Genomic DNA, 14,799 nt, shown 5'->3' with positions numbered 1-14,799 from the left:
GGAGACTCGCCATGCGTAAGGTATTGGTTGCATTCGATGGTTCGGACAGTGCGAAGCGGGCCCTGCAATACGTGATCGACTTTGCGCGGATGCATGAGGCGACGCTCGAGGTCCACCTGCTCAATGTCCAGCATGCCGCGGTGCTGTATGGCGAGTACGTCAATGACGAGATGATCGCCAATATGCGCCAGTCGCAGCAGCAGCAGGCCCTCGAGTCGCTGGCCTGGCCGGCCGCGCAGCTCGAGGCCGCAGGCATGGCCTGTCAGAAGCACACGGCGTTCGGCAACGTGGCCGAGCAGGTGAACATCGCCGTCAGGAAGCTGCAGTGCGACACCGTGGTCATGGGCACCCGCGGCCTGGGCAACTTCACCGGCCTGTTGCTGGGTTCGGTGGCCACCCGGGTGATCCATGAGGTGCAGGTGCCGGTGCTGCTGGTGAAGTAGGGCGCGGAGCACCTGGACCTGGCGGGGGCCGGCCGCGGCCGCAGCGTCGCAACTGTGCCCCACGATTCCCCCGTCACTGTGAATAGGCAGACGTCGGCGCGGCTGCTCTAATGACGCCTGGCCCGTCATGAGAAAGCGCGATGTCACCGAAGGATCTGTTGTTGGCGCTGGTCGTGATCGTCGTCTGGGGCCTGAATTTCGTGGTGATCAAGCTCGGCCTGGACGACATGCCGCCCATGCTGCTGGGTGCCCTGCGCTTCATGCTGGCGGCCTTCCCGGCGATCCTCCTGGTCAGGCGCCCGCAGATGCCGCTGCGCTGGCTGCTGGCCTACGGCGTGACCATCTCCCTCGGCCAGTTCGCCTTCCTGTTCTCGGCCATGGCGGTCGGCATGCCGGCCGGCCTGGCCTCGGTGGTGCTGCAGTCCCAGGCGTTCTTCACCCTGTGCTTCGCCGTGCTGCTGCTCGGCGAGCGCCTGCGCGCGAGCAACCTGCTGGGGTTGCTGGTGGCGGCCGGTGGCCTGCTGCTGATCGCCCTGCAACACGATCTCGGCATGACCCTGGCCGGCTTCGTCCTGACCCTGGGCGCCGCGACGATGTGGGCGCTGGGCAATATCGTCACGCGCAGGGTCGGCAAGGTGAACCTGGTTGGCCTGGTGGTCTGGGGCAGCCTGGTGCCGCCGCTGCCGTTCCTGGCGTTGTCCTGGTGGCTGGAAGGGCCGCAGGTGATGGCCGCGGCGCTGCGCGGCATCGGCCTGGATGCGATTCTGGTGCTGGTCTACCTGGCGTTCGGCGCGACCATTCTCGGCTACGGCCTGTGGAGCCGGCTGCTGTCGCGCTACCTGGCCAGCCAGGTGGCGCCGTTCTCGCTGCTGGTGCCGGTGGTCGGCCTGAGTTCCTCGGCCCTGCTGCTGGGCGAGCGCCTCGGCACGCAGCAGATGCTCGGCGCGCTGCTGGTGATGCTCGGGCTGTTGATCAACGTCTGGGGCGGCTGGCTCTACGGGCGTCTGCGAGCGGCCTGAGGCGGCAGGAGAGCGCTGCTCCAGGGGGCAGGGCACTGGCGCGGGGTGGGCCCGGGGTCCAGCAGGTCATTGTGGCGAGGCGGCAGGCAGGTGCCCCCTGCCGCGGTGCGGCGGGGGCGGCCGGGGTCAGTCCTGGCGGCTGGTGACTTCCAGCAGGTGGTAGCCGAACTGGGTCTTCACCGGACCCTGCACGACATTCAGCGGCGCGCTGAACACCACGGTGTCGAATTCCTTGACCATCTGCCCCGGGCCGAAGGAGCCGAGGTCGCCGCCATTGCGGCCGGACGGGCAGGTGGAGTTGTCCTTGGCGACCTGGGCGAAGTCGGCGCCGGCTTCGATGGCGGCTTTCAGTTCGTTGCACTTGGCTTCGCTGGCAACCAGGATGTGACGGGCAGTGGCTCGGGCCATGGGGATGTTCTCCTATCAAGAAAGCTGCTGAGCCTACCGCAATCGGCCGGCCAGGCAAACGCCGGCCTGACCTCGGCCGTCGGCCCAGGGCACCACTGGGCGGCGGAGCAACGCCGCCGCGCGGGTTGTCTAAAATTGCCAGGAGGGCCTGACAGAGCCCCCCATGCAGGAGGTCTAGCCATGAATACCCTGACCATCGAAGGCTGGTGCAAGGCCAGCGGCGCCCAGAAGTCCACGCCGATGGGGCCTTTCCATTTCCGCGTCAACGAACCCGACCACGTGCGTCTGGAGGAGGCCGAGGAGCGCCTGCAGCAGACCCACGAGCGCGAGGCCATGCTCGATGTCGACATGAGCACCATGGAGCTGGTCACCCCGGAGGAGTGCGGGCCGCTGTCCGATTGCCAGCTGCGCGTCTACCTGAGTGCCGGCGACGAGCGCGGGCAGTTCCACCTGGTCGGCCACCGGGCCAGTGACGGCAGCCTGGTGTACACCAACGCGGTGATGATCGACCAGTTGGGTTAGGCCGTTGCCGGGGCGGCGCCAAGGGGGCGGGCAGAGGGCCAGGCGCGGGTCGCGGCTGCGGCCGGCGCCTGGCCGGTGAATCAGCCTTGCAGCCAGGCCTCCGCCTCGGCCTCCTGATTCGAGTCGAACGCCTTGATGGTCAGGCCGGGAATCAGGGCCCCCTCGAGCTCGCTGGCCTTGCGCAGCCACTGCTTGTCGGCGACCACGGCCATGCGTTCGAAGCGTCGGATGAAGCGGAACAGCTGCGGCAGGCGCGACAACTCGACCCCCATCGCGCCCAGGGTGGGGAGTTCGAAGGCGCCGATGCGATAGAGCATCCGCCCATGCTCGATGCCTTCGGACTGCTGCGTCAGTTCATCCAGAGCGACGCGCATCTCGTCACGGTCGAGCTTGCCGGCGAAGTCCACGTCGATGCGGTTAGCAGTCTTTCGCGATACCCGGAACATAGCCAATCCTCCACGCGGGTGGTGAGGCTTTCAGCATACGCCGCCTGCCGGCGCAGGGTAACGGTCTGGTGGCGGAGCGTGCTGGCCGCTGGGCTGGTGGGCCGGCGTCAGGCTTCCCGAGCGTGGGCCGCGGCCCGCAGCTGTTCGGTGTTGACACGCACGAAGGTCGAGTCGCCGATGGCGGTGAGCAGGTCGCCGGCGTAGACCTCGCAGATCACCCGGGTCTTGCGCCCGACCTCGCCCTCGACCTTGGCCCGCAGGGTCAGGGGGACGCCCATCGGGGTCGGCTTGATGTACTTGATGCCGAGGTGGCCGGTGACGCAGTCGATACGCGGCAGGCTGCCGACTTCGCGGCGTTCGGCACGGTAGTGGTAGGCCATGGCCGCCCAGTTCGAATGGCAGTCCACCAGCATGGCGAGCAGCCCGCCGTAGACCAGGCCGGGCCAGCCGCAGTACTTGTCGTCGGGCAGGTGCTCGGCCATGACATGCACGCCGTCGGCATGCCAGTAGCTCTTGACGTGCAGGCCGTGGGGGTTGCGAGCGCCGCAGCCGTAACAGACACCTTCCGGTGCCGCCAGATCTTGCAGGGGAGCGTCGTGCATGGGGCGGCCTCGTGCTGGTAATTCGGCCCAGCAGACTAACGCTTTTCGGCGCCGAACTGAACCGCAGGACCGGGGCCGGTGGCGGGGCTACTTGACCGTATCCAGGCGCTGGTCGGTGAACACGCAGAGCACGCCGGCCTTGTTGTGCATGACCTGATGGTTGAAGTCGCAATAGGCCGCCGCCACGCTCAGGGCCATCTGCTCGGTGATCGGCTGGCCGTTCTCCGGGCGGAACCAGGCCATCTGCCCGGCGTTGCAGCGCTGCGCCTGCGGGTCGGTGTTGTAGGTGCACAGGCCGGCCTGGTCGACGGGCGTGGCGTCGTCGAAGCAGGCGGACAACGACAGGGCGGCGGTGCTCAGCAGCAGCAGGCGGACGAGGAGGCGCATGGCAGGGGATCTCGGCTGGGGGCGGGTGGGAATTAGTGCCGGGAAACTGGCAAGGTTCCCTGGCCGCCGGCTCGCGCGTGGCTGGCGCGAGGAGCGGCGGCCGGCTGGGTGATCGCCAGCCTAGGCCGGCTCGGGCGGCCGGGCCTTGCCGCGGGCGGCGTCGCGCGCGGCCAGGCGCATCAGGCGCTGGAACTTTGGGCATTGCAGGTGGTTGTCCTCGGGGCAGGCGGCCACATGGCGCAGGCCGTCGCGCATGGCACAGAGCCGTTTGATGCGCCGGTCGAGCTCGTCGGCCTTGTCGCGCAAGCGCCCGCGGTCGATGGCGGGCTGGCTGTCGCTAGTCAGCATGACGGCGATATCGTCCAGGGAGAACCCCGCCGCCCGGCCCAGCGCGATCAGGGTCAGGCGCTGCAGCACCGAGGCGTCGAACACCCGCTTCAGGCCGTTGCGGCCGATGGCGCGGATCAGGCCCCGTTCCTCGTAGTAGCGCAGCGTCGAGGCCGGCAGGCCGGACCAGCGCGAGATCTTGGCGATATCCATCTCTTGCATGCTTGACCTCAAGTCGACTTGAACTGGCAGGCTGATGAAAACAGCCTTTCAACCAAAGCAAAACGAGGTGGCTATGACAAGCGAAATCATCCTGCGGGCAATGCTGGTGGGCTTGGGGGCGACCCTGGTGCTGGACCTCTGGGCGCTCGCGCGGCGGCGCTTCTTCGGCGTCCCGTCGCTCGACTACGCCCTGGTGGGGCGCTGGCTGGGGCACATGGGCCAGGGCCGCGTGCGTCACGCGGCGATCGGCAAGGCGCCGGTGGTGCGCGGCGAGCGCCTGCTCGGCTGGGGCTGCCACTACCTGATCGGCGTGCTGTTCGCCGGGGCGATGCTGGTAGCGGTGGGGCCGCAGTGGCTGTGCCGGCCGAGCCTGCTGCCGGCGCTGCTGCTGGGCCTGCTCAGCGTCGCCGCGCCCTTGCTGCTGATGCAGCCGGCGTTCGGCATGGGCCTGGCGGCTTCGCGCCTGCCGAACCCCTGGCAGGTCAGGCTGCGCAGCCTGCTGAGCCACCTGGTGTTCGGCCTGGGTATCTATCTGGTGGGGTGGGGCGCCGCACAGCTGCCGGCAACGTCGCTCTGTGCGGTTTAGGCTGCTTCGCCACCGGGCCTTGGCGGCCCGGCAGGGGGCCGGCGGCGGTGCGGACGGCTGGCGGCTGCCGGGCGAAATGGGCGGCGCGGTTCGCGCCGCCTCGCGGATTGCGGTATTAAATGACTCCGGTCCAGGTCGAGGGAGTTCGTCATGCGCGTCAGGTTATCCGTTCTGCGTCTCGTCGCCGTGTCGCTGGGGCTGCTGTGCGCGGTCGCGGCCCGGGGGGCCGAGGAGGCGCGGCTGGTGGAGGCGATCAACGCCCATCGCGGCCAGGTGCAGCGCTGTGCCGGCCAGGCCTCGGCGGTGCTGCCGCCGCTGACGGCCGAACCGCGCCTGGTGCTGCCGGCCGGCAGGGGCGAAGAGCTGCAACAGGCCCTGAGCCGCACCGGCTATCCCATGGTCAGCGCCCAGGCCATCAGCCTGTCCGGGCCGCGGGATGCGCCGGCGGCCATGCGGGTGCTGCAGGAGAGCTATTGCCAGGTGCTGCTCGATCCGCAGTTCGTCGATATCGGTGTGAGCCACGTCGGGCGCGATTGGCGCATCGTCCTGGCGCGGCCGTTGCTGAGCGGCAGGCTGGGCGATTGGCAGGCCGAAGGCCGGCGGTTGCTCGAGCAGCTCAATGCCGCCCGCGGCCGTCCGCGCCAGTGCGGCGGCCAGTCCTTCGTCGCCGCGCCGCCGCTGGCCTGGAACGCCGCACTGGGCACGGCCGCCGAAGAGCACAGCCGGGCCATGGCCAACGGCAACTTCTTCGCCCACCGCGGCCGCGACGGCCGCACCCCGGGCGACCGGGCGGAGCTGGCCGGCTACGACGCCCGGCAGATCGGCGAGAACATCGCCGCCGGGCTGGACGACTCGCGCAGGGTGGTCGACGGCTGGCTGGCCAGCCCCGGCCACTGCGCCACCCTGATGGACCCGCGGTTCCGCGACCTGGGCGCGGCCTACGCGGTCGACCCCAGGAGCGATGCGGGCATCTACTGGACGGCGCTGTTCGGCGCGCCCTGAGCGCGGAGGCGTCGGCCGGCACTCGGCGGACGCTATTCCACCCTGGCGTTGTCCGGGCTGGCGGCCGGGCATGGACATGTCGTTGAAGGTGCAGCAATAGGTCGGGAGTCTGCAGGCAGCGTCCGGTCCGCTGCGCTCAGGCGAAGAATCTGGACAGTTCCCTTAGGGTTCTGGACGAAGGCGCTAACGCAACGCACAGAAAAAAGCCGGCTGAGGGGCCGGCTTTCGTTCTGGCAGCAGTTCCGATTCGCTCATAGGGGGTTCTCGAACAGACAGTCGGAGCTCACTCAGGCGACGCGGTTGTCGAGCAGGCGGTCGGCACCACCCTCGGCGACGCGGTTGTCGAGCAGGCGGTCGGCACCACCCTCGGCGAGGCGGCTGTCGAGCAGGCGGTCGGCACCACCCTCGGCGACGCGGCTGTCGAGCAGGCGATCGGCACCACCCTCGGCGACGCGGCTGTCGAGCAGGCGGTCGGCCCCACCCTCGGCGATGCGGCTGTCGAGCAGGCGGTCGGAGCCACCCTCGGCGACGCGGTTGTCGAGCAGGCGGTCGGAGCCACCCTCGGCGACGCGGTTGTCGAGCAGGCGGTCGGCCCCACCCTCGGCGATGCGGCTGTCGATCAGGCGGTCGGAGCCACCCTCGGCGACGCGGTTGTCGATCAGGCGATCCGAACCGCCTTCGGCGATGCGGCTGTCGATCAGGCGGTCGGAGCCACCCTCGGCGACGCGGCTGTCGAGCAGGCGGTCGGAGCCACCCTCGGCGATGCGGCTGTCGAGCAGGCGATCCGAACCGCCTTCGGCGACAACGGGCTGGGCGGAGGACGCGGCGAACGCGTTGGCGGCCAGTACAGAGAAAGCGAGGCTGAGGAAGAGTTGGCGTTTCATGATGATGTGCTCCGGGGGTGTTGGCTGGTGACGGAGCAGATGTTACGCCCGAGGATTATTAACAGAACTTCATTGGGCTGATGGTAAACATCGATGCCAGCAATGGTTGCGCGTGCATCGGCGCGGATGGGGCTGGAGGGGGCGCAGCGAATCCAGCCCCGAGGCTGCCGAGGGGCACTGCCTCGTCCGCTATTCCACGGTGCTGGCGCCGCCCGACAGCCGTTGCAACAAGACCTGTTCACACAGGCGGAAGAGCAGGTAACAGACCATGGCCAGCAGCGCGATCAGCAGCAACTGGGCGAACTGGAGCAAGCCGCCACTCATCAGCGCCAGCCAGCCGTGCCTGACGATGAACGCCGCATTGCTGCCGAGCAGCTGCACCAGGTCGATGGTGAGGTAGCCGAAGGCCACGAAACTCGCGGTCATGAGGAGGAAGCACGTCAACAGGTGACGGCGCAACCATCGATAGAACGCACTGTGAGCTGACATGGCCGCTCCCGTGGTGGTGGCAGTCTGGTCGGGCAACCTGTGCCGCCGGCACGGTTGGGGCTGCGCGGCAGGGGCATACAGGAAATGTAGCCTACGCGGGGGCGGGCCAGCCGACGGGACTGGGTTCAATCCAGGCGAGGGGCTGGGAGCCGCCGCTGGACAGGCGGCGCATCGTCCCGCTCCGCCCGGGTTGCATCGCCGCGGCGGGTGGAACGCCGCGAAGCGTTCTCCTGCACGCGCACGGCCGGGCGGCCTTGCGCTCGCTGGTGTAGGATGCGCCACCGCGAATTCCCCCCTGTCAGGCCACCATGTCCGCCAACGCCCTGTATACCGACCTGTCCGGCTATTACGATCTGATGTGCGCCGATATCGACTATCAAGCGCAAAGCCACTGCGCCCGGCGGCTGCACCAGCTCTTCGGTGGCGGCGGCAAGACCCACCTCGACCTGGCCTGCGGGACCGGGCCGCACGTTCGCCGCTTCCTCGACTTCGGCTACCGGAGCGGCGGGCTCGACATCAACCAACCGATGCTGGCGCGCGCGGCGGCGCGCTGCCCGGAGGCGCAGTTCTCCTTGCAGGACATGTGCGACTTCATCGTCAGCGAGCCGCTGGATCTGGTCACCTGCTTCCTCTACTCCATCCACTACAGTGGCGGCATCGACAAGCTCAAGGCCTGTATCGCCAGTGTGCACCGCGCGCTGAAGGCCGGTGGCGTGTTCTGTTTCAACGGGGTGGACAAGCACAGGATCGACAGCGCGCTGTTCGTCACCCATGCGGCCGAGGAAGACGACAGCCAGTTCCGCTTCAGCTCCGGCTGGTACTACCGCGGCGAGGGCGAGCGGCAGTCGCTCAGGCTCAGCATCGAGAAGACCACAGCCGGGCAGACCCAGCTATGGCACGACGAACACCCCATGGTCGCCGTGAGTTTCGCTGAGTTGCAGGCAATCCTGCGGCCCTACTTCGAGGTCCATGTGTTCGAGCATGACTACGACAAGATCGTCCCCTGGAACCAGCGCTCCGGTAACGCCATCTTCGTCTGCGTGAAGATCTAGCCCCCAGGCTGGCCAACCAGTAAGTAGGGTGGAAAACGGCGAAGCCTTTTCCACCAGGCGGGTATCCAGGCTACTCGCTGATTACGCCCTATGTGAGGCGCTCGCGTACCAGCGCCCGGGCGCGCTCGGCCAGCTGGTCGAGCTGGCGGTCGCGCTGTCGCTCCGCCTCGCGCATGGCGGTCTGGCCGTGCTGCTTCACCAGGTAGGCGTGGATCTGCCGGACTTCCTTGGATTGGAAGATAGGTGCCAGGTCCTGCACCGCCACCAGGCCGTCCGCGCGCTGGTTCCGCGTGCTCATCAGCACCTGCGGCCCGTGCGCGGCCAGCACCTGAAAACCCATGGCCTCGAAGGTCGGCACCTTGCCCGGCACACAGGCCAGGTCGGCATGGGGGCGCCGGGTGACCATGTGCTGCAGCATGGCCCGGGCAATCCCGCGGCGGCGGTGGCTGGCCTGTACCGCCGTGTAGGCCAGGGTGCAGGCCTCGGGGTCGTCCTGGGCCGGCAGGTAGAGGGCAAAGCCCAGCACCCGGGCCGGGTCCAGATCGTCCAGGGCCAGGACCAACTGCGCGCCGCTGTCCAGGGCGCCGTCCATGGCCTGCAGGTACAGGTGTACCTCGTAGCCGACCACGTACTGGTACAACTGGTAGAGCGGGTTGCTGGGCGTCAGCGACACCGGGCTGATGTCGCCGAGGTAGTCCACCACCATCTGCAGAACCTGGCTTTTCAGCGACTCGGGCGGTGGGGTGTCCAGGTGTACAAGGGTGAACATCGGCGGTCTGGCTCCGGGGCGTGCTGGATCGGGGGAATCGGCGTTGGCGGCATTGTAACGCCCGTGGGATTTGAGCGATGCCAGGCGGTCGTGACCAATGAACCTGGTCTGTCCCCGATTGCTCGATGGTGGACAAGCTTCGCGTTGTCCAGCCTACGCAAACCTCACCACCGCGTAGGGTGGGAAACGGCGAAGCCTTTCCGCCGGGATATCCAGGCTACTCGCTCCACAGATTCCGCCCTGTCGGGCGGGTTCCTCTGATCGTTCCCACGCTTGGCGTGGGAATGCCAACCTCGACGTTCCGCGTCCACTCACGCCCAGCGATCGAGCTCGATCAACCCCGGCTGCCCCTCGTAGTTCCGCGCGCTGGAGTAGCGCCAGTGCTCGGGCAAGTCCACGTAGCCACGCCGCACCGGGTTCTGGTGGATGTAGTCGAGCTTCTGCCGCATCACCGCAGGGCTGCAGACCAACTCGGCGTGGCTGCCTTCCTGCCAGAGCTGGTACTGCCTATCCCGCTTGTGCGCTCGCTTGGCAAGGCTCAGGCGCTGCAAGGCTGAGTCGGCACCGCGCTGCTCCAGGTGATCGAGCATCTTGCGGGCCGTGTAGGACTTGAAGCTGCTGACGCACCGGGCCAGGTCAGGTGCCTGGGCCAGGTAGTGCAGGTGGTTTTCCAGCACCACGTAGCCGTACAGCCTGAGGCCCTGGTTGGCCTGCTGGTAGCGCCAGCAGTCGAGCAGGATGTCGACCAGGGCAGGGCGGGCGAACAGCGGCAACCATTCCACCACCGTGCAGGTGAGGAAGTGCGGCTGAGCGGTATCGGTGATGACGTAGCGACTGCGGCCCATGGGATTCGTCCGTGAATCGGTTGGCGGGTTGTGCGTGGCAGCGATGCGCCTTCCCTGACTGCACTTGTCCGGCCGATGGCTCCCACGCTCTGCGTGGGAGCCTAGCCCGTGACGCTCCGCGTCGCTACGGGGCTGAGTGTGCTCAGGGCTGTGGGTGGACGCCGAGCGTCGAGGGCTGCATTCCCACGCGGAGCGTGGGAACGATCAACACCTCCCCCTGATGGCGCCCACGCTCCGCGTGGGGGCATCAGATGCTTCTTTCATCCACCGTTGGGGCGGTTGTTATCCGGGCTACTCGCTACAGCGGGCGGTAGGGAACCCAGGTATCGCCATGCCAGTGCAGCAGCGACAGCCCCTGACGGTTCTCACGCCACGGGCGGCGTTCATTGTCGTGTTGGCCGTCGCGCAACGTGGGCACCACATCGCAGGTGATCCAACGGCGGATGCAGCGATTTTCCGGGTGGTAGTAATGGATCAGCGCGGAGTAGATGCCGGACTCGCTGATCAGCCTTGCGCTCTCCGGCTGGCCGTGCGTATTCAGCAACACCGCGTCGAACAACTGGTCGGCATCGAGCGTGCGAGCTGCGCGCTCCTCAAGGTGGGGCTGCGCGATCATCCGGCCGAAGTCACGTGCGCAGAACCAGCACTGATGCTCGATCAGGAGCGCGCGCAGTTGTCGCCGATGACGGGTGAATGTCTGGTGAGTCAGTATTTCGCCGGTGATATCCGGCTGGGAGCTGGAGTTCTCGGTGTGACTAGGCATATCCATTACCTCTGTGTGAGTTCAGCTTTCTTAGGGCTAAGGCGCCGGGAGCTAAGAAACCCCACACAGAGGGCCGGACGTATTCCCCTTTCGGGTCTTGTATTAGCCCACTCCCGACATAACAGAGGTGCATTTTTTGCGCGCAGGGTGAAACCGCAGGCACAAAAAAGCCGCAAACTTTCGGGAGCGGTCAGGCCGCTGTGTGGATCAAGACGTTTCTTAGGCGCCGGCGGTGAGGGTAGGTGGTAGATGGGGAGGGGTCAAGGCCCCTTGGATCTTCATGGTTGCCCACCTGCTCAATGGGTATCGCTGTGCCCAACCCCTCCTGCGGGCTGGGTCAATAATGTAGAACTCCACCAGGCTGGCCGGGTGATGCGGACCGCGGAAGCGCTCGCCGTCAGCCTTCAAGCGGCCACAACAGCGGCAGCACCTGCTCGCGCAGCAGCGGCGCCAGGCTCTCGGGCGGTGTGTCCTGGGGCGCCAGCCAAAGCAGCTCTTCCAGTTCGGCGGCCGCCTCGACGGCGTGGGGCAGTGGGGCGTGAAATACGCTCGCCTCGATCCAGGTGTCCGGCTCGTTGGCCGCCAGTGCGCGGAACCGACCGAGGGGGCGAAGGCTTTCGGCGGCCAGACTCAGGTTCAGCTCCTCGGCCAGCTCTCGCGTCAGCGCCGCCAAGGCGTCCTCGCCCGGCTCGGCCTTGCCGCCCGGCAACATAAAGGCCCGTGTATCGCGCTTGCGCACCAGCAAAAGACGGCCGGCCTCGTCGAACAGGCAGGCGGCGGAGATGGTGAGGAGGGTGGGCGTCATGGGGGGATTATGCTTGGTCATGGTGGCGAGCATGGCTGTTGGTGCGTTGATGGGTATCGCTGGGCTCGACCCATCCTACGGGCTCGCTTGATCGCGGCGCCCAGCTTGGCCGAGTTGATGGCACCCACGCTCCGCGTGGGAGCCTAGCCCGTGGCGCTCTGCGTCGCTACGGAGGCGGAGTGTGCGCAAGACTTCGGGTGGACGCAGAGCGTCGAGGGCTGCGTTCCCACGCGGAGCGTGGGAACGATCAGAAGAGAAAGTGACTCGCCGTAAGGGCGAAAGGGGAGATCTCGTTCAGCGCATTGGTTTAGAAAATAAATCTGTCCCTATTTTTGCTTGCTCTAGTTATTGCCTTTGTAGAAAACCTGCCAGTTGTGCGTGCCTTCTTAGGGTGATTTTTATTTGCTCCTTGATCGTAGAGGGCATGGTGTTTTCTGCTGAAAAAGCTTTTAGTTCAATGATTCTTTTGAGCTTGTTTGCTTCAGTGTTTTCAATATAGATATCAGCGCGAACGCTTGAATATATTGTTTTGATGTCTACTTCGTGTTTTGCGGCTAGGCCGCAACTCGTTATTATTTTTGCGATGCGTTTCCCTAAAGCTGTGGGGGTGCTGGTAACTGTTTCGTACCACGCATGGGCGTCGTCTGATCGCTTGGATTCTCTTTCTCTTACAGGTGCATAGGCGTAATTTTGCCAATTGCCAGAGACTATGTGAAAGAAATGAGTGTTCTTGAATCGATCAAGAAATGTCTTGGCAAGTGGTCTGTCATCTCGATCAAGTTCTAGGCAGAGCTTGTGTAGGTCGGCGGCGCGAATAGGGATTACTCGGAAGTCAAAATATAGCCTTGCTCTATTCAGCTCGTGGAGAGGCAAGGTTCTCTTATCCTCATCGTTGAGTTCGATATACCAGGCTTCCCAGTTGAGTCGATATTCGTCTCTGGGTTTCGAAAATTGCATTACGCGTTGATTTCGCAGGCCATCACTGACTGGCCAGAGTAGTGTTACTTGGTATTCGGATAGATTTTGTAAGCCATCAATTCCTTCGCCAAGTTTTTCGGCGACTTTCTCAATGGTCTCTCCAATTGTGCTGCTGCGAATGGCTAGTTCTTCAATATCGTCACGAATTATTTGATAATCGGAGAGCGGCTTCTCCATGTTGTGGAAGGAGAAGGTTTCCTCGATTATCCGTGCCCAGCTCTTAGAGTCTGGGCCTTTTATTTCGAAATTATTTGATATTAGTATTCTTTTGTTTCTAGATGTGGCGGCGGCGAGCATGTCTCTGAATTGCTCGCTAGTAGTAAGCCAAATGAAGACGACAGGTATGTTTTTGCAGTCGCCTCTGTCTAGAAGACTTAAGTGTTCGACAAATTGTGTTGGGATTCGCTCTTTGCCTTGAACGTTTTCTTCATATTGATCTATGACTGCAACAATTAGCTTGTTGGGCTCTGTTTTGTTGAGGAATTTTATCTTCTCAACTAAGGCCTCAAATGTTTCAATTTCAGGTCTTTCTAGAACGGTGCTAATCACAGAGGGCATGTGAGTAGATAGCTCTCTGGAAGCTGAGCTTTTTCCCGAGCCGCTCTCTCCAAATAATGGTAAAAAGCGGATGCCTCCAGAGATTTTCATTGATTTATAAGCGCGATCAACCAAGGTAATAAGATCTTGGTTGGGGGCGAGTCGCCCCTTGTATGCAGTGTCTAAGTCTTCATATCTAGACGGCAAATTAATATTCATGTGTACCCTTAAGAAAAAACCCCGCACTAGGCGGGGTTCGAGTTTCTCTCGCTACCCCGAACATCCATTCTCAGGCAAAGCGTTTCTAATCTGTCCTAACGGTCTTGACCCAGGCATCAATCCCAGCTCAACGCCCCACCGGTCTGATACTCGATCACTCGCGTCTCGAAGAAGTTCTTCTCCTTCTTCAGGTCCATGATCTCGCTCATCCATGGGAAGGGGTTGGAGGTGCCCGGGTACTCTTCCTTCAGGCCGATCTGGGTCAGGCGGCGATTGGCGATGAACTTGAGGTAGTCCTCCATCATCGCCGCGTTCATGCCCAGCACGCCGCGGGGCATGGTGTCGCGGGCGTATTCGATCTCCAGCTGGGTGCCCTGGAGGATCATCTGGGTGGCTTCGTCCTTCATCGCCGCATCCCACAGGTGCGGGTTCTCGATCTTGATCTGGTTGATCACGTCGATGCCGAAGTTCAGGTGCATGGACTCGTCGCGCAGGATGTACTGGAACTGCTCGGCGACGCCGGTCATCTTGTTGCGCCGGCCCATGGAGAGGATCTGGGTGAAGCCGCAGTAGAAGAACACGCCTTCGAGCACGCAGTAGTAGGCGATCAGGTTGCGCAGCAGTTCCTTGTCGGTCTCCACGGTGCCGGTGTTGAAGGTCGGGTCGGAGATGGCGCGGGTGTACTTCAGGCCCCAGCTGGCCTTCTTCGCCACGCTGGGGATCTCGTGGTACATGTTGAAGATCTCGCCTTCGTCCATCCCTAAGGACTCGATGCAGTACTGGTAGGCGTGGGTGTGGATCGCCTCCTCGAAGGCCTGGCGCAGGATGTACTGGCGGCACTCGGGGTTGGTGATCAGGCGGTACACGGCCAGGGCCAGGTTGTTGGCGACCAGGGAGTCGGCGGTGGAGAAGAAGCCGAGGTTGCGCATGACGATGCGGCGCTCGTCGTCGGTCAGGCCGTCGGTGCTCTTCCACAACGCGATGTCCGCGTTCATGTTCACTTCCTGGGGCATCCAGTGGTTGGCGCAACCATCCAGGTACTTCTGCCAGGCCCAGTCGTACTTGAAGGGTACGAGCTGGTTGAGGTCGGCGCGGCAGTTGATCATGCGCTTCTCGTCGACCGCGACGCGGGCGGCGGAGCCTTCCAGCTCGTCGAGGCCTTCCTGGATGTCCAGTTGGTCGAGGGCGGCCTTGGCCCGGGCCACCGCGGCGCTGTCGTCGGCGGCCACGGCGCGGGCTTCGTGGGCGGCGGCGTCGCCGGCCTGGTCGAGCTTGTCCAGGTTCATCTCGGCGCCTGGCGCCGCGGCCTGATTGGCGACGGCGGCGTCGCTGCCGTCTTCCTTGTCGAATTCATCCCAGCTCAGCATGGCTTGGCTCCTGCTTGAGGGCCGGTGAAATGACCGGCCTGTATGGATATACAGTTAAATACTAGTCGGTTGCGTCGTGCACGCTAGGCGCCAGGCGACCTGTGGTCGTCTGGCGGAGGTCTGCGCC

Annotated in this window: 18 protein-coding genes and 1 pseudogene; 6 read left to right on the top strand and 13 right to left on the bottom strand. The window is 64.7% G+C overall.

The genetic code is table 11. From position 1 onward, the window contains the following. The first annotated feature begins 11 nt into the window (after positions 1 to 11). Positions 12 to 443 (top strand): universal stress protein, encoded by a 432-nt coding sequence (locus tag I0D00_RS14710; RefSeq protein ID WP_213640586.1) that lies wholly within the window; start codon positions 12 to 14, stop codon positions 441 to 443. Positions 444 to 583: 140 nt separating this feature from the next. Next, the gene (locus I0D00_RS14705) at positions 584 to 1,462 is read left to right on the top strand and encodes an EamA family transporter (protein ID WP_213640585.1); all 879 of its coding nucleotides are present in this window, start codon (positions 584 to 586) and stop codon (positions 1,460 to 1,462) included. Between the two features lie 126 nt (positions 1,463 to 1,588). Here the strand turns inward: I0D00_RS14705 and I0D00_RS14700 are convergent, their stop codons facing one another. After that, a complete protein-coding gene (locus I0D00_RS14700) occupies positions 1,589 to 1,870 on the bottom strand; it encodes a peptidylprolyl isomerase (protein WP_213640584.1) in 282 nt (93 codons plus the stop codon). Between the two features lie 180 nt (positions 1,871 to 2,050). On the opposite strand from I0D00_RS14700, the gene I0D00_RS14695 reads away from it, so the two are divergent. Continuing rightward, positions 2,051 to 2,392, top strand: coding sequence for a hypothetical protein (locus I0D00_RS14695; protein ID WP_213640583.1), 342 nt, complete (start codon positions 2,051 to 2,053; stop codon positions 2,390 to 2,392). Between the two features lie 80 nt (positions 2,393 to 2,472). Here the strand turns inward: I0D00_RS14695 and I0D00_RS14690 are convergent, their stop codons facing one another. The 4 genes from I0D00_RS14690 to I0D00_RS14675 form a co-directional block, all read right to left on the bottom strand. Next, positions 2,473 to 2,838 carry a SpoIIAA family protein gene (locus tag I0D00_RS14690; protein WP_213640582.1) on the bottom strand — a complete coding sequence of 122 codons (366 nt, stop codon included), beginning with the start codon at positions 2,836 to 2,838 and terminating at the stop codon, positions 2,473 to 2,475. 107 nt (positions 2,839 to 2,945) lie between these two features. Then, entirely contained in the window at positions 2,946 to 3,440 is a 495-nt protein-coding gene (locus I0D00_RS14685) for a PaaI family thioesterase (RefSeq protein WP_213640581.1), read from the bottom strand. Positions 3,441 to 3,527: 87 nt separating this feature from the next. Further along, positions 3,528 to 3,827 (bottom strand): hypothetical protein, encoded by a 300-nt coding sequence (locus tag I0D00_RS14680; protein ID WP_213640580.1) that lies wholly within the window; start codon positions 3,825 to 3,827, stop codon positions 3,528 to 3,530. A 120-nt stretch (positions 3,828 to 3,947) separates the two neighbouring features. After that, positions 3,948 to 4,376: a helix-turn-helix domain-containing protein gene (locus I0D00_RS14675; protein WP_213640579.1), complete on the bottom strand. Its 429-nt coding sequence runs from the start codon at positions 4,374 to 4,376 to the stop codon at positions 3,948 to 3,950. A gap of 73 nt (positions 4,377 to 4,449) precedes the next feature. On the opposite strand from I0D00_RS14675, the gene I0D00_RS14670 reads away from it, so the two are divergent. Together I0D00_RS14670 and I0D00_RS14665 are read left to right on the top strand one after the other, a co-directional pair. Next, a complete protein-coding gene (locus I0D00_RS14670) occupies positions 4,450 to 4,962 on the top strand; it encodes a DUF2938 domain-containing protein (RefSeq protein ID WP_213640578.1) in 513 nt (170 codons plus the stop codon). Between the two features lie 150 nt (positions 4,963 to 5,112). Further along, complete coding sequence (locus tag I0D00_RS14665; RefSeq protein ID WP_213640577.1) at positions 5,113 to 5,964, top strand: CAP domain-containing protein; 852 nt, start codon at positions 5,113 to 5,115, stop codon at positions 5,962 to 5,964. Positions 5,965 to 6,371: 407 nt separating this feature from the next. Here the strand turns inward: I0D00_RS14665 and I0D00_RS14660 are convergent. Both I0D00_RS14660 and I0D00_RS14655 read right to left on the bottom strand, forming a co-directional pair. Continuing rightward, positions 6,372 to 6,848 (bottom strand): annotated as a pseudogene (locus I0D00_RS14660) (phage infection protein); the annotation flags it as partial. 189 nt (positions 6,849 to 7,037) lie between these two features. Next, entirely contained in the window at positions 7,038 to 7,274 is a 237-nt protein-coding gene (locus I0D00_RS14655; protein ID WP_213640575.1) for a hypothetical protein, read from the bottom strand. Between the two features lie 371 nt (positions 7,275 to 7,645). On the opposite strand from I0D00_RS14655, the gene I0D00_RS14650 reads away from it, so the two are divergent. After that, positions 7,646 to 8,389 carry a class I SAM-dependent DNA methyltransferase gene (locus tag I0D00_RS14650; RefSeq protein ID WP_213640574.1) on the top strand — a complete coding sequence of 248 codons (744 nt, stop codon included), beginning with the start codon at positions 7,646 to 7,648 and terminating at the stop codon, positions 8,387 to 8,389. Between the two features lie 88 nt (positions 8,390 to 8,477). Here I0D00_RS14650 and I0D00_RS14645 read toward each other — a convergent pair whose 3' ends face one another. From I0D00_RS14645 to I0D00_RS14620, 6 genes are all read right to left on the bottom strand, one after another. Continuing rightward, entirely contained in the window at positions 8,478 to 9,158 is a 681-nt protein-coding gene (locus I0D00_RS14645; protein ID WP_213640573.1) for a GNAT family N-acetyltransferase, read from the bottom strand. 311 nt (positions 9,159 to 9,469) lie between these two features. Then, positions 9,470 to 10,003, bottom strand: a complete 534-nt coding sequence (locus I0D00_RS14640) for an REP-associated tyrosine transposase (protein WP_213640572.1) — start codon at positions 10,001 to 10,003, stop codon at positions 9,470 to 9,472. Positions 10,004 to 10,301: 298 nt separating this feature from the next. After that, positions 10,302 to 10,766, bottom strand: coding sequence for a BRO-N domain-containing protein (locus tag I0D00_RS14635; RefSeq protein ID WP_215730950.1), 465 nt, complete (start codon positions 10,764 to 10,766; stop codon positions 10,302 to 10,304). Between the two features lie 397 nt (positions 10,767 to 11,163). Next, positions 11,164 to 11,571: an NUDIX hydrolase gene (locus tag I0D00_RS14630; RefSeq protein WP_213641789.1), complete on the bottom strand. Its 408-nt coding sequence runs from the start codon at positions 11,569 to 11,571 to the stop codon at positions 11,164 to 11,166. 345 nt (positions 11,572 to 11,916) lie between these two features. Next, positions 11,917 to 13,305, bottom strand: coding sequence for a hypothetical protein (locus I0D00_RS14625; protein WP_213640571.1), 1,389 nt, complete (start codon positions 13,303 to 13,305; stop codon positions 11,917 to 11,919). Between the two features lie 116 nt (positions 13,306 to 13,421). Further along, the gene (locus I0D00_RS14620; protein WP_213640570.1) at positions 13,422 to 14,672 is read right to left on the bottom strand and encodes a ribonucleotide-diphosphate reductase subunit beta; all 1,251 of its coding nucleotides are present in this window, start codon (positions 14,670 to 14,672) and stop codon (positions 13,422 to 13,424) included. Positions 14,673 to 14,799 lie beyond the last annotated feature (127 nt).

Origin of the sequence: Pseudomonas lalucatii (assembly GCF_018398425.1) — a bacterium.
Classification (GTDB): Bacteria; Pseudomonadota; Gammaproteobacteria; order Pseudomonadales; family Pseudomonadaceae; genus Aquipseudomonas; species Aquipseudomonas lalucatii.
Note: the sequence above shows the minus strand (reverse complement) of the source record. Positions and strands in the feature narration are given on the sequence as shown.